This is a genomic window from Pseudomonas violetae (assembly GCF_023072615.1).
Taxonomy (GTDB): domain Bacteria; phylum Pseudomonadota; class Gammaproteobacteria; order Pseudomonadales; family Pseudomonadaceae; genus Aquipseudomonas; species Aquipseudomonas violetae.
On sequence record NZ_JAKNRW010000002.1, the window covers coordinates 399,965 to 413,556 of the forward strand.

Consider the following 13,592-nt stretch of genomic DNA (forward strand, 5'->3'; position numbering starts at 1 on the left):
CCGAATGCTACTTTCGAAGGAGGTGGCGGGGTGCGTTGGTAGGGGGTGTTGCGCGGCGGTTCGATTACAAAAAACTTGTAGGAGCGAGCTTGCTCGCGATGGTCGCCAACGATAACGCTGGGTATCAGGTTCCCAGCGTTATCGTTGGCGACCATCGCGAGCAAGCACGCTCCTACAGGTGGGCGCGGTGTTTTTGGGGGTTAGAAGAACCCCAGCGGATTGATGTCGTAGCTCACCAGCAGGTTCTTGGTCTGCTGGTAATGGTCGAGCATCATTTTATGATTCTCGCGCCCTACCCCGGACTTCTTATAACCGCCGAACGCCGCATGCGCCGGGTACAGGTGGTAGCAGTTGGTCCACACCCGACCAGCCTTGATCGCCCGGCCCATGCGGTAGGCGCGATTGATGTCGCGGGTCCACAGACCGGCACCGAGGCCGAATTCGCTGTCGTTGGCGATGGCCAGGGCTTCGGCTTCGTCCTTGAAGGTGGTGATACCCACCACCGGGCCGAAGATTTCTTCCTGGAACACCCGCATCTTGTTGTGGCCCTTGAGCAGGGTCGGCTGGATGTAGTAACCCGTGGACAGGTCGCCTTCAAGACGCTCGGCGGCACCGCCGGTCAGCAGCTCCGCGCCCTCCTCCTGGGCAATTTTCAGGTATGAGAGAATCTTGTCGTACTGCTGCTCGGACGCCTGGGCGCCGACCATGGTCTCGGTGTCCAGCGGATTGCCGCGCTTGATCTTGACGATCTTCTTCATCACCTCGGCCATGAACGGCTCGTAGATCGACTCCTGCACCAGCGCCCGGGAAGGGCAGGTGCAGACTTCGCCCTGGTTGAAGAACGCCAGCACCAGGCCTTCGGCGGCTTTTTCAATGAACTGCGGCTCGGCGTTCATGATGTCTTCGAAGAAGATGTTCGGCGACTTCCCCCCCAGCTCAACGGTGCTTGGAATGATGTTCTCGGCGGCACAATGCATGATGTGCGCGCCCACTGGGGTCGAGCCGGTGAAGGCGATTTTGGCGATGCGCTTGCTGGTCGCCAATGCCTCACCGGCTTCGCGGCCGAAACCCTGGACGATGTTCAGCACGCCAGGGGGCAGCAGGTCGGCGATCAGTTCGGCGAACACCATGATCGACAGTGGAGTCTGCTCGGCCGGCTTGAGTACCACGCAGTTGCCGGCGGCCAGGGCCGGGGCAAGTTTCCAGGCGGCCATCAGCAGCGGGAAGTTCCACGGGATGATTTGCCCGACCACACCCAAGGGTTCATGGAAATGATAGGCGGTGGTCAGTTCATTGATCTCAGCGGCGCCGCCTTCCTGGGCGCGAATGCACCCGGCAAAATAGCGGAAGTGGTCCGCGGCCAGCGGTACATCGGCATTGAGGGTTTCACGTACGGCCTTGCCGTTATCCCAGGTTTCAGTAACGGCGAGGATTTCCAGATTCTGTTCGATGCGGTCGGCGATTTTCAGAAGCACCAGTGAGCGGTCCTGCGCCGAGGTCTTGCCCCAGGCATCGGCGGCGGCGTGCGCAGCGTCCAAGGCCTTATCAATATCAGCGGCACTGGAGCGAGGGAACTCGGCGATCACTTCGCCGTTGACGGGTGAGGTGTTGGTGAAGTACTCGCCATTGACTGGGGCAACGAACTCGCCGCCGATGAAATTGCCGTAGCGCGGCTTGAAGGAAACGACGGCGCCAGGTGTTCCGGGTTGTGCGTAGATCATGGTGGGCCTCTGTCTGGGTCGATGCCTGTCGGGCAAACAGGCGATGAACCGATAGTAGAGAGCCCCGCGCGCCAGACGAATGCGCCGTTGGCAGGGGGACTCTCGTTATTTGGTAGTAGAAGGTGCAGGTGTGTTAGCACTTTTGTGGCGAGGGAGCTTGCTCCCGCTGGAGTGCGAAGCGCTCCCAACTCCAAACGCTGCGGATGATCTTTCACACCGCGCTGTCCGGTTCTACGACGGCTTCGCAGCCGAGCGGGACGGTACGGCGATCCGACAGGCTCCCTCGCCACAGGTAAAGCATGACCACAGGGTTGTGGTGTCAGGGTTTAGTGTTTAGCCACCAGGTCCTTCGGCAATTTGAAGGTCCAGAGCATGCCGCCCTGGTTAAAGTCCTTGATGCGCTTGGCCACTTCGCCGCCCCACAGCGGAACCGCGCCGCCCCAGCCGGACAGCACCGAGACGTACTGCTCGCCGTCCATTTCCCAGGTCACAGGTGAGCCGAGCACACCGGAGCCGGTCTGGAATTCCCAGACCTTCTCACCGGTCCTGGCATTGAACGCCTGCAGGAATCCTTCCGGCGTGCCGGTAAATACCAGATTGCCCTTGGTGGTCAGCACACCGCCCCACAGCGGCGCATAATTCTTGTGACGCCATACTTCCTTGCCGGTTTTCGGGTCGATGGCACGCAGTACGCCGATGTAGTCTTCGTTCAGTGGCTTGATGGTGAACCCAGCCCCTAGGAACGCTGCGCCTTTCTTGTAGGCAATGCCTTCGTTCCAGATGTCCATGCCCCACTCATTGGACGGCACGTAGAACAGGCCGGTGTCCTTGCTGTAGGCCATCGGCATCCAGTTCTTCGCACCGAGGAACGCCGGGGCGACGAACACCGAACTGCCTTTGACTTCGGTGCCAGGTGCGCCGGGGCGGCTGGCTTCGTTGTAGATCGGCCGACCGTTCTTGTCCAAACCGGTGGCCCAGGTGATCTTGTCCACAAACGGGAAGCCGCGGATAAATTTACCGTTGGTGCGGTCCAGTACGTAGAAGAAACCGTTGCGGTCAGCGGTGGCAGCCGCCTTGATTTCCTTGCCGCCCTCGGTGTAGTTGAACGAGATCAACTCGTTCACGCCATCGTAGTCCCAGCCATCATGGGGCGTGCTCTGGAAATGCCATTTGATGGTGCCGTCGTCCGGGTTGAGCGCCAGGCGCGAGGACGAGTACAGGTTGTCGCCAGGACGCAGGTGCGAGTTCCACGGCGCCGGGTTGCCAGTGCCGAACAGCAGCAGGTTGGTTTCCGGATCGTAATAACCACCGAGCCACGGCGCTGCACCACCGGTCTTCCACATATCACCCGGCCAGGTTTTACCCGCCTCGCCACCGGAAATACCGTTTTCTACTGCCTTGCCATCCTTGTAGACGTAACCCATATGGCCTTCGACCGTGGGACGAGTCCACAGCAGATCACCGTTTTTCGGGTCGTAGGCTTCGATCTTGCCGACCACGCCGAATTCGCCGCCGGCCACACCGGTGATCAGTTTGCCATTGATCACCATGGGCGCAGCGCTGATCGAGTAGCCTTCCTTGTGATCGGCGACTTTCTTGCTCCAGACCACTTTGCCGGTGTCCTTGTTCAAGGCCACCAGCTTGGCGTCAAGGGTGCCAAAGAACACCAGGTCGCCATACAGCGCAACGCCCCGGTTGATCACGTCGCAGCAGGGCCGAATATCGTCGGGCAGACGGGCATCGTATTGCCAGAGTTTCTTGCCGGTGCGCGCATCCACCGCGAACACCCGCGAGTAGGAACCGGTCATGTACATCACGCCGTCCTTGATCATCGGCTGCGCTTGCTGGCCACGCTGCTTCTCGCCGCCAAAGGAGAATGCCCAAACCGGCCGCAAATCCTTGATGTTGTCGACATTGAGCGTATCCAGCGGGCTATAGCGTTGCCCCTGGACGCCCAGGCCGTTGGTGACGATCTGGCCCGGGTTCTTGGGGTCCTGGAGAATTTCCTGGTCAGTGACGGCCGCCAGCGCCTGGCCGGACAGCAGCATGGCACTGAGCAACAGGCTCAAGACGAAGGGTTGGCGACGTGCGGGTTGGGTCATGACGGCTGCCTCTGCGGATTTTTGTTATACCCGGGAAAATTTCCCGGTCTGGTGCAGATTCTTGGTCGCTGGCGCCCTGGCAACAATTGCCCGCAGTGTTGAGATTTGTAGTTCCTTAGTACGGGGTCGGGTGAGACAAGCCGCAAATCGTGTGATCACCGCCGCTCCCACAGGGAATAGGTGCGGTGTTCATTTGTTTGGGGGGGAATCCACTCGCGTCATTTGCGCGCGTTCGTAGCGTGGAAACAGATGACTGACACTGCGGATCAGTTCATACCGGCTCAGATTGATGCCGGCGAATCGCTCGGGAATGGGGCTGCGGATCATCTCCGCCATGTCGCTGCCATTGGCTGCCCCGTCGCGCATGAGCTGGTCGAGCCATCCCAGGTAGTCGCGCATCTGCTCCAAAGGCCTGGCGTCCGTCGCCACCGGGCCATGGCCGGGCACGATCAGCGTCCAGGGCAGGCCTTGAAGGGTGGCGATGTCGGCCAGCCACACCGCCAGCCCTGGGCTGTTGGGCGTGGTCAGTGCCCGCTGATAAAACACCAGGTCCCCGGCAAATAGCACCCCGGTTTTCTGGTCGAGAATAGCCAGATCCGCGCCAGTGTGCCCACCCAGGCTCAGCACGCGTAAATCGTGATTCCCAAAACTGAGCACGCCCGGCTCCAACGTCCGGGTCGGCAGTACCACTTCGGTGCCTCGCATCCAGTCGCCCACCAGCCGATACATATTTTCGGCCATGGCATCACCCTGCTGATGCAACAACTCGGTGGTCCCGGCCAGCGCTGCTATTGGCACGTCGGTAAATGCCTGGTTGCCGAGCACATGGTCGGGATGGTGATGGGTCAACAGCACCTCGATCACCGGTTTGTCCGTCGTCGCCGCAATCGCCTGGCGCAAAGCTTCGCCATAGCGCTTGGAGGGCCCGGTGTCGATGACCACCACGCCGCGCTCGGTGACGATGAAGGCGGTATTGACGATGTTGCCGCCGTTGCCCTTGGCGAAGTTGTCGGTGCTGCCTTCCAGCAGCCAGGTATCTTGGGCAATGAGCCTGGGCTTGAGCGAGTACTCGAGGTCGGCCAGGGCCGGCAGACTCATGCCGATGAACAGCAACAGCATCCAGCGCATCAGGTGCTCCTTCGGGTCAGGGAATGGCCGCATCGAACTCATTGCCGCTGTTGTCCCGCAAAAACAGACGCGTCTGCCCTGACCCTTCGATATCGAACGTCAGGTTGGGGTTTTCGCTGACCGCGGGAAACAGCTCAAGGCGCGCCAGTACCTGGTCATTGTGATCACGTAACTCGGCATGATTGATGAAGAATTCCGGGATGCCACTGACCATGCCGTTGTCCATCGGATGCGCAATCTGCAGGCGTACGCGGCTGAATTCGCCTCGCGGGTATCGACCGCCGAGTACTTCACCGATGTGTTCCTCCCATCCCGGCTGGGTGCGCACTACGCTGGGTGCGGTGCAGCCGCCACCCGCTGCATCGATCAGTGTCGAACCGACATGCCACAAACCGTCGCGGGTCAGTACTGCCGCGCGTAGCGGGGTCGCCTGTTCGACGCGGATACGGATCGACAGCCAGGGCAATACCCCACTCACCGGCTGGAAGTCGACTATCTTCGGCAACGGATTGAGTTCGGCCCAGGCGAGGATTTTCACTACCTCGCCCTTGAACGCCCGGGCGTCGATTTCTATCGGTACCTGACGGGCGTCTTCGGCGAACGGCGGCGCCAGCAGTTTTACCCGGTCATCGAATACAAACGGCGCATCATCGAGTATTTGCTTGTGATAAAAGGTCCACATCACCGACGGCACCGGGTCTTTGCCAGGATCGATGGCCGCTGCGTGTGCAACAATGGGCATCCAGCAGGCCAACAGGCAGCTCGCTCGCCAGTTCACTGCTGATACATCTCGGGCACGTCATAACGCAGGCCGTACCGGGCATAGAGCGCCTTCACCGAGCCATCACGAATCAACGCTTCCAGTGCTTCTTCGACCGCGTAGGCAAGCTGTCGATTGCTTTCGTGCACCGCCATACCAATCTCCCAGAGCTGCTTGCCCATGTTGGGGTAGGCATTTTCCGCCAGCGCGACCTGGGGGTCGGCCGCTTCGTGGACTTGCCAGTCGATCTCGCCGCGCATCGCCATCACTGCGTCGACTTCGCCCGCCTTCATCGCGGCGAATGCCTGGGGCACGCCGGGATAGTGATGGGTCTTGCCGGCGAGCATGCCGTTGAATACCGACGTCAGGTAGAACGACGGAACGCTGTCTACCTCGACGCCGATCGGATGATGCTCGAACACCGCCACGCTGGCGACCTTGTCCAGGCGACGACGGTCGTAGGCGACCTGCCATTGCTCGTTCTGGTAGGGCCCGAACATGACCACATGGCTATTTTCCAGTTCGCCCAGTTCGTTGCGCTTGCGCGCGTATTCCTGGTCGTAGGGCACGCGCATCATCAAGTCAGCCAGTTGCAGGTCGTGCAACTGACTGGCGCGCCAGATGTAATCGCGCAGATCGTCGTCGAGCTTTTCTCCCGCAGGCGCCCACATCAGGGTCAGGCGCACACCGAGGGCCTTGGCCAGTGCCGCGGCCAAGTCAACATCCACGCCCCGGGCCTGGCCGGCGTCTTCGAAACTGTAAGGAGCAAAGTCCTTGTAAACCGCCACTTTCAGCTCCCCCGCGGCGATCATTTGGTCATAGGTCCGCACCTGCGCCTGTACCGTCTGGCTGCACAGCAACAGCGCGCTGATCAACAGCATGAGCAGGCGCATGCATTACTCCTCGACGTGGACCGAATCCAGATAAGTGCGCACCGCCCACAAGGCTTCCTGGCTCAGGTAATCGGCCATCTTGGGCATGTACACACGGCCGTCACGCACTGCGCCATGGCGCACCCGCTCGACGAACCATTCATCACCGGCATCACCGACATCAAGCATGCGCAAATCCGGCGCAATCCCTCCGGACTTCGCTTCCAGGCCATGACAGGCCGCGCAGTTCTGGTTGTAAGCAGAAGAGCCGATCTCCACCGCCTTGTCGTGCTGCGGCGAGGATCGATAGGGGTTCACTGCGGCCCAGCCATCGGCATCGAGCGGCACGCCAGCGTCCTTGATAGGGGTCAGCCCCGGGGTTTCGACAGCTTGGGGAACGACGTTGCCGTGCGCCCAGGCGGAACCTGCACTGATAAAACCGGCCAGCAGTCCGGCAACAAGCAAGGCGTTGCGTTTTGTTGTCATTGTTATGCCCTCAGGATTGCACGCAAGACCTCTTTACAGAGGCTATGGCAACCATCTTAGAAAGCACCCGACAACAGCCCCATGCTGCTTTGGTGGCCGCCTTCTAATCCCTTGGTAGTAGAGCTTGTGGCGCACACCCAAATCAGGTGTCCTCTGGGAAGTTTTCCCGGCTACAGCGGGATATTTTCCGTATTCACCAACCCACTGGGCGCACCACCCTGTGCAGGCCAAAACCTCCACTGGGAACCGCAACCATGACAATAAAATCGCTACCCACCCTATCCCCCTTGACCCTTGCCGTGCAGGCCCTCTTTCTGGTGAGCAGCTTGTCCCTTAGCGCTGCCAGCCATGCCGCAACCGCCCCTGCCGCCACTACCCGCAACGTTTCGTGGGAAGACATTGCCAACGATCACCTGACCACCAAGGATGTGCTGCAGTACGGCATGGGCACCAACGCCCAGCGCTGGAGCCCGCTGGCCCAGGTCAACGACAAGAACGTGTTCAAGCTGACGCCGGCCTGGTCCTATTCGTTCGGAGACGAGAAGCAGCGCGGCCAGGAATCCCAGGCCATCGTCAGTGACGGCGTGGTCTATGTCACCGGATCGTATTCGCGGGTATTCGCGCTGGATGCCAAGACCGGCAAGCGCTTGTGGACCTACAACCATCGCCTGCCGGACAACATTCGTCCGTGCTGTGACGTTGTCAACCGCGGTGCCGCGATCTTCGGCGACAAGATCTACTTTGGCACCCTCGATGCGCGCCTGATCGCCCTGGACAAGAACACCGGCAAAGTGGTCTGGAACAAGAAATTCGGCGACCATGCCGCTGGCTACACCATGACTGGCGCGCCGGTGCTGGTAAAGGACAAGACCAGCGGCAAGGTGCTGCTGATCCATGGCAGCTCGGGCGATGAGTTCGGTGTGGTCGGGCAACTGTTTGCCCGTGACCCGGACACCGGTGAAGAAGTCTGGATGCGGCCTTTCGTCGAAGGTCACATGGGGCGCCTGAACGGCAAGGACAGCACGCCCACTGGCGACGTCAAGGCGCCGTCCTGGCCGAATGACCCGACCACCGAAACCGGCAAGGTTGAGGCCTGGAGCCATGGTGGCGGCGCACCGTGGCAGAGTGCGAGTTTCGATCCGGAGACCAACACCATCATCGTCGGCGCCGGTAACCCGGGCCCCTGGAATACCTGGGCGCGGACGTCAAAGGATGGCAACCCCCACGATTACGACAGCCTCTACACCTCCGGCCAGGTCGGCGTCGACCCAAGCACCGGCGAAGTGAAGTGGTTCTACCAACACACGCCGAACGATGCCTGGGATTTTTCCGGCAACAACGAGCTGGTGCTGTTCGACTACAAGGACAAGGACGGCAAGACGGTCAAGGCCACCGGTCACGCTGACCGCAACGGCTTTTTCTATGTGGTTGATCGCAACAACGGCAAATTGCAGAACGCCTTCCCCTTCGTCGACAACATCACCTGGGCCAGTCACATCGACCTCAAGACCGGGCGACCCGTGGAAAACGAAGGCCAGCGTCCGGCCAAGCCGCTACCGGGCGAGACCAAGGGCAAACCGGTGGAAGTCTCGCCGCCGTTCCTGGGCGGCAAGAACTGGAATCCCATGGCTTACAGTCAGGACACCGGGCTGTTTTATATCCCGGGCAATCAGTGGAAAGAGGAGTACTGGACCGAGGAGGTCAGCTACAAGAAAGGCTCGGCTTATCTGGGGATGGGTTTCCGGATCAAGCGCATGTACGACGATCACGTCGGCACCTTGCGCGCGATGAACCCGACCACCGGCAAGGTGGTGTGGGAGCACAAGGAGGCCTTGCCATTGTGGGCCGGCGTGCTGGCGACCAAGGGCAACCTGGTGTTTACCGGTACCGGTGACGGTTTCTTCAAGGCGTTCGATGCGCAAACTGGCAAGGAGCTGTGGAAGTTCCAGACCGGCAGCGGCATCGTCTCGCCGCCGATCACCTGGGAGCAGGATGGCGAGCAGTACATTGGCGTGACCGTTGGCTATGGCGGCGCGGTGCCGTTGTGGGGCGGCGACATGGCCGAGCTGACCAAGCCGGTGGCTCAGGGCGGGTCATTCTGGGCATTCAAGATTCCGAGTTGGGATAGCCAGGTGGCGCGCAAATAACACGCATTAGCGAGCGGGTTTCCCTGTGGCGAGGGAGCTTGCTCCCGCTGGGTCGCGAAGCGGCCCCTGCATTCTTCAGCCGTACCGAGTGCTTAGGGTTTACGACTGCTGCGCAGCCGAGCGGGAGCAAGTTCCCTCGCCACAGAATCCAGTACAGCCACAGGAATTCCTACAGCAGTTGAAACCCGCACAACCACTGGAATTCCTATAGCAATTGGAACCCGCACAGCCACAGCCCCCCCTATGGCAATAGGAACCTGCCTAGCCCCGGGTCGGGGCTATCCAGAAACCCTCCCATTCCGAGAACCTGCCATGAACTACCTGCCTTTATTGCTCCTGCTAACGACCCTTCCGGCCATAGCCGACGACGGCGCAGACTCCCCGCTCATCATCAACGGCTGCACCATCGCCGATCACAGCCAGTGCCCTGGCGCCAACCTCAAGGGGGCGGACCTGAGTAACCAGGACTTGCGCAACATGAACCTCAGCAGCGCCGACTTGCGCGGGGCCGATCTGCGCCACGCACGCCTGGATCTGGCGAACCTGGAAAAAGCCCAACTGCAAGGCGCCAACCTGACCCGTGCCAGCCTGCAACAGAGCAACGTGCGCCTGGCGGACTTCACCGGCGCAACGTTATTGGCGATCCAGGGTTGGGGCATGTTCGCCCAAGGCGCGCAATTCCAGGATGCCGACCTCAGTGGTGCCTACCTCCAATTCGCCCGCCTTTCCGGGGCCAGGATGCACAATGCCAACCTGCGTGCGGCAGATCTGGAGATGACTTGGCTGAGTAAGGCTGACCTCAGGGGCGCGAACCTCGCAGACGCGAATCTGCAGGAGTCCAAGTTTGGTGAAAGCAATCTTGAGCAGGCGAACCTGAGCGGCTCACGGCAGCATTATGCGAATTTTCAGGATGCGAATATGGAGGGGTGTGCGGGGTGTCCAACGACCTGGAACAAATAACACATCGAGCTTGCTCCAGGAAATCTGTGATTCAACTAGCCCGCCTTGCGGACTACCCCCATATCAATGCCCAGATGCACCAACTCGGCGTGAGAGCTGACCTGCAGTTTGCTCTTGAGCAAGGTCAGATGATTGGAGACGGTCTTGGCGCTGATGCTCAATTGCTCGGCAATCATCCGGGCCGGGGTGCCTTTGGCGAGCATCATGAAAATCTCCAGTTCGCGCGGGGTCATGCTCTGCAGGCGCGGGTCGCTGGCATCCTGTTGCGGGTGGCAGGCCAGCTGGGTGGCCAGGGGTTGCTCTATATAGGCATGCCCGGCGAGGATGCGCCGTACGGCCTCGATCAGCACCTCAGGTGCCGAGCTTTTCGTCAGGTAACCCGAAGCCCCCGCCTCCAGCGCCTGGCGCACCAGCGGTAATTCATCGTGCATGCTGAAAAACAGTACGCGCAATTGCGGCAGGCGCTGACGTAGACGGCGAGTGGTCTCCAGACCGCTGATGCCCGGCAGGCCGAAATCCATGATCACCAGATTCGGCACCGCTTCCTGCACGCGGCTCAAGGCCTCCTCCCCGGTGCCCGCTTCTCGCACTTCCAGCGCCGGTAACAGCGCCCGCAGCAGACTGGCGTAGCCTTGGCGGACCACGGCATGGTCATCAACCAGTAGAATATTCATCACACCTCCAATGGCATGTTCAAGGCGAGCGCCCAACCGGCACCGGGATGGCTGATAATGCGCAATTCACCGCCCAGGCTGCGGGCACGTTCGAACATCGAGTACAGGCCGACGCCCGGTTGCTGCGGCTGCAGTGCGCCACGCCCGTTGTCGCGGACCAGCAAACGCAAGCGTCCGCCCTGGTGCTGCAGGCGGATCCGCACCTGGCTCGCATCGGCATGGCGCACGATGTTGGTCAAGGCCTCCTGCAGCAGTCGATAAAGATGTATTTTTCCGGTGCTGGACAACGCTGGCATCTGCACACTGACCCGCAGCTGGCATTCGATGCCTTGGCGCGCCTGCCATTGCTCCACCAGCAAAACGACTGCCTGCTCTAAGGGCAGGTGCTGCAGCACCACCGGGTAAAGGTCCTGTACAAGGGCGCGAAAACCTTGCTGCAGGTGCTCACAGTTGTGTTCCAGCTCGCGCGCAGTGCGTTCCACCACTTGCGGTTGGTCCGCTACCCAGCGCAGCAGACAGGCCTGGGCACGAATACCCGCCAGGTACTGGCCGAGGTCATCGTGCAGGGTCTGCGCCAGATGGGTGCGCTCCTGTTCCTGCACCGCCAGCAAGGTCCGGGTCAAATGGGCGTTATCGGCGCAGGCCTGCTCCAGCGCCTGGGCCATCTGGTTGAAATGCGTCGCCAACTGTCGTGCCTCAGGGACGCCTTCGGCGACCAGGCGCACCCTGAGCTGGCCGTCAGACACCTGTTGCAGCGCTCGCAACAATTCATTGAGCAGGCCCATGCCCCGACCCACCGCCCAGCGAATGGTCAGCAGGCTCAGCACCAGCGCAAGGCCGCACAATGCCAACAGTTGCTGCAGGGAATCCCAGACCTCGGCGATCTCGTCACGCGGATCGACCGCAATCTTTACCCGCCGGCCGTCCTGCAGATCCAGCACCCGCTCGTGGTGCCGCGCCTGGGCAAACAGCAAACTTGCAAGCCAGGCGTCCGGACCGTGTTGAGCGCCCGACTCCGGCGCTTCGCCGGGCTCCAGCCAGTGCACCCGTACATGCCGCAAGCTACGGGTGAGCCCGGGTTGCAAGCTGGCCGGGTCGCGCTCGGCGGTTTCACTCAGGTACTCGACCACGGCCTGGGCCGATTGCAGTTCGCGCTCCACGTCTGCTAACGCCTGGTGCAACAGTAAGCCCATGCACGCCAACGTCACCAGGGTGAAGAACCCGCAGACCCAGAGGTTGATTCGCCACAGCGCCGACATGCCTAGCGCCCCGGCGTCGTGGATAAAACCGCCAGCGGCGCTGGGCGTGGGCCATGCAGTTTATCCACGCCGATCAGGCTGAGGATCAGCAGGAACGGCAACAGTAGCGCTTTGAAAATCCGCATGGCCGAGCGCCTCCAGAGGTCGTGGCTGTTACAGCCCATGCTAAAACCGCGCCGCGCGGGGGGAGTTACTACCTTGGTACTGGCTGACTGGTACTTTCTGCATATTTCTTATCGTCCGCCGGGTTCCTATGCTGGTGCTACCTGGAACGGAGTGCCTCATGCGCCAGCTAGTCCCCTATGCCCTGACCTGCCTGCTGGCGACCGCCTGCACCGCCCTGCCGTTCGCTCAGAGTCGGGCCGCCGAGGCTCCATTGCAGGTGCGGATCGGCTACCTGGACTATCGCCCCGACCCGGGTCCATTGTTGTCGAACATCATTCCCGAACCGGTCGATGCCGGCCTGCGCGGTGCCGAGTTGGCGATCACCGACAGCAACAGTACCGGGCGCTTTCTCAACCAGAGCTACACCCTGGTCGACGCCAGCGCCGATAGCCCGCAAGCCTTGCTCAACGCGGCCCAGGTGCAACACCAGCAAGGTGTGCGGTTGTTCGTGGTGAACGCCCCCGTGGACAGCCTGCGCCAACTCAGTGCAGCCCTTCCCGACAGCCTGCTGTTCAACGTTGGCAGCCCGGATGACAGCTTGCGCACCACCGACTGCCTGACGAACGTGCTTCACAGCCTGCCCAGCCGGGCGATGCTGGCGGACGCCCTGGCGCAATTTCTGGTGCTGCGCAAATGGCAGCGGGCCCTGCTGATCGTCGGCCCCACCGCCGACGATCAAGCCTATGCCGCCGCCCTGCGTCGCGCGGCCAAACGCTTCGGGTTGAAGCTGGTCGCGGAGAAAGCCTGGAGTTTCGACAACGATCAACGCCGCAGCGCCCAGGCCGACATGCCGCTGTTCACCCAGACTGCCGAGTACGACGTGGTGCTGGTGGCCGATGAGCGCGGCGACTTCGGTGAATATGTGCCCTACCAGACCTGGTACCCGCGCCCCGTCACCGGCACCCAGGGCCTGACCCCGGTGGGCTGGCACAAAACCGTGGAAACCTACGGCGCCGCACAGTTGCAAAAGCGTTTCGAAGCACTGGCCGGACGCTGGATGAACGACCGTGATTTTGCCGCCTGGATCGCCGTGCGCAGCATTGCCAGCGCCGTGAGCAAGCTGCGCCAGGCCGATCCCCTGGCGATTCGGCGGCTGGAACTCAGCGACCAATTGCCGCTGGACGGGTTCAAGGGCCGCAAGCTCAGCTATCGGCCATGGAACGGTCAACTACGCCAGCCCATTCCCATCGTGCAACCCCGGGCGCTGGTCAGCACTTCGCCCCAGGAAGGCTTCCTGCACCCCTTCAATGAGATGGACAGCCTGGGCTACGACAAGCCCGAGGTCAGTTGCCGATTTCCCTGAACCATGATTTTCAAC

12 protein-coding genes are annotated in these 13,592 nt (G+C 61.4%); 3 read left to right on the forward strand and 9 right to left on the reverse strand.

Annotated features, from left to right (window positions below; translation table 11 throughout):
• Positions 1-200: 200 nt before the first annotated feature.
• The 6 genes from exaC to pedF all read right to left on the reverse strand — a co-directional run bounded on the left by exaC (position 201) and on the right by pedF (position 7,069).
• A complete protein-coding gene (exaC, locus tag L9059_RS04015; RefSeq protein WP_247288001.1) occupies positions 201-1,721 on the reverse strand; it encodes an acetaldehyde dehydrogenase ExaC in 1,521 nt (506 codons plus the stop codon).
• Between the two features lie 326 nt (positions 1,722-2,047).
• Complete coding sequence (locus L9059_RS04020) at positions 2,048-3,823, reverse strand: PQQ-dependent methanol/ethanol family dehydrogenase (RefSeq protein ID WP_247288003.1); 1,776 nt, start codon at positions 3,821-3,823, stop codon at positions 2,048-2,050.
• Between the two features lie 189 nt (positions 3,824-4,012).
• Positions 4,013-4,951: a quinoprotein relay system zinc metallohydrolase 1 gene (locus L9059_RS04025; RefSeq protein ID WP_247288005.1), complete on the reverse strand. Its 939-nt coding sequence runs from the start codon at positions 4,949-4,951 to the stop codon at positions 4,013-4,015.
• Positions 4,952-4,967: 16 nt separating this feature from the next.
• Positions 4,968-5,729 carry a quinoprotein dehydrogenase-associated SoxYZ-like carrier gene (locus L9059_RS04030; protein ID WP_247288007.1) on the reverse strand — a complete coding sequence of 254 codons (762 nt, stop codon included), beginning with the start codon at positions 5,727-5,729 and terminating at the stop codon, positions 4,968-4,970.
• Positions 5,726-6,604 (reverse strand): substrate-binding periplasmic protein, encoded by an 879-nt coding sequence (locus tag L9059_RS04035; RefSeq protein WP_247288009.1) that lies wholly within the window; start codon positions 6,602-6,604, stop codon positions 5,726-5,728. Before L9059_RS04035 ends, L9059_RS04030 begins: the two co-directional genes overlap by 4 nt.
• 3 nt (positions 6,605-6,607) lie before the next feature.
• On the reverse strand, positions 6,608-7,069 hold the full coding sequence (pedF, locus tag L9059_RS04040; protein ID WP_247288063.1) for a cytochrome c-550 PedF: 462 nt from the start codon (positions 7,067-7,069) through the stop codon (positions 6,608-6,610).
• Positions 7,070-7,323: 254 nt separating this feature from the next.
• Between pedF and exaA the strand changes: the two genes are divergently transcribed.
• Complete coding sequence (gene exaA, locus L9059_RS04045; RefSeq protein ID WP_247288066.1) at positions 7,324-9,216, forward strand: quinoprotein ethanol dehydrogenase; 1,893 nt, start codon at positions 7,324-7,326, stop codon at positions 9,214-9,216.
• Positions 9,217-9,528: 312 nt separating this feature from the next.
• On the forward strand, positions 9,529-10,176 hold the full coding sequence (locus tag L9059_RS04050; protein ID WP_247288068.1) for a pentapeptide repeat-containing protein: 648 nt from the start codon (positions 9,529-9,531) through the stop codon (positions 10,174-10,176).
• A gap of 35 nt (positions 10,177-10,211) precedes the next feature.
• On the opposite strand, the gene L9059_RS04055 is transcribed toward L9059_RS04050, so the two are convergent.
• From L9059_RS04055 to L9059_RS30620, 3 genes are read right to left on the reverse strand one after another with little or no spacing between them, the layout of a single operon-like run.
• Complete coding sequence (locus L9059_RS04055) at positions 10,212-10,850, reverse strand: response regulator (RefSeq protein ID WP_247288070.1); 639 nt, start codon at positions 10,848-10,850, stop codon at positions 10,212-10,214.
• Entirely contained in the window at positions 10,850-12,109 is a 1,260-nt protein-coding gene (locus tag L9059_RS04060) for a HAMP domain-containing sensor histidine kinase (protein WP_247288073.1), read from the reverse strand. Before L9059_RS04060 ends, L9059_RS04055 begins: the two co-directional genes overlap by 1 nt.
• A gap of 2 nt (positions 12,110-12,111) precedes the next feature.
• Complete coding sequence (locus L9059_RS30620; protein WP_282615320.1) at positions 12,112-12,234, reverse strand: hypothetical protein; 123 nt, start codon at positions 12,232-12,234, stop codon at positions 12,112-12,114.
• A gap of 158 nt (positions 12,235-12,392) precedes the next feature.
• On the opposite strand from L9059_RS30620, the gene L9059_RS04065 reads away from it, so the two are divergent.
• Positions 12,393-13,577, forward strand: a complete 1,185-nt coding sequence (locus L9059_RS04065; protein ID WP_247288083.1) for an ABC transporter substrate-binding protein — start codon at positions 12,393-12,395, stop codon at positions 13,575-13,577.
• The last annotated feature ends 15 nt before the right edge of the window (positions 13,578-13,592 follow it).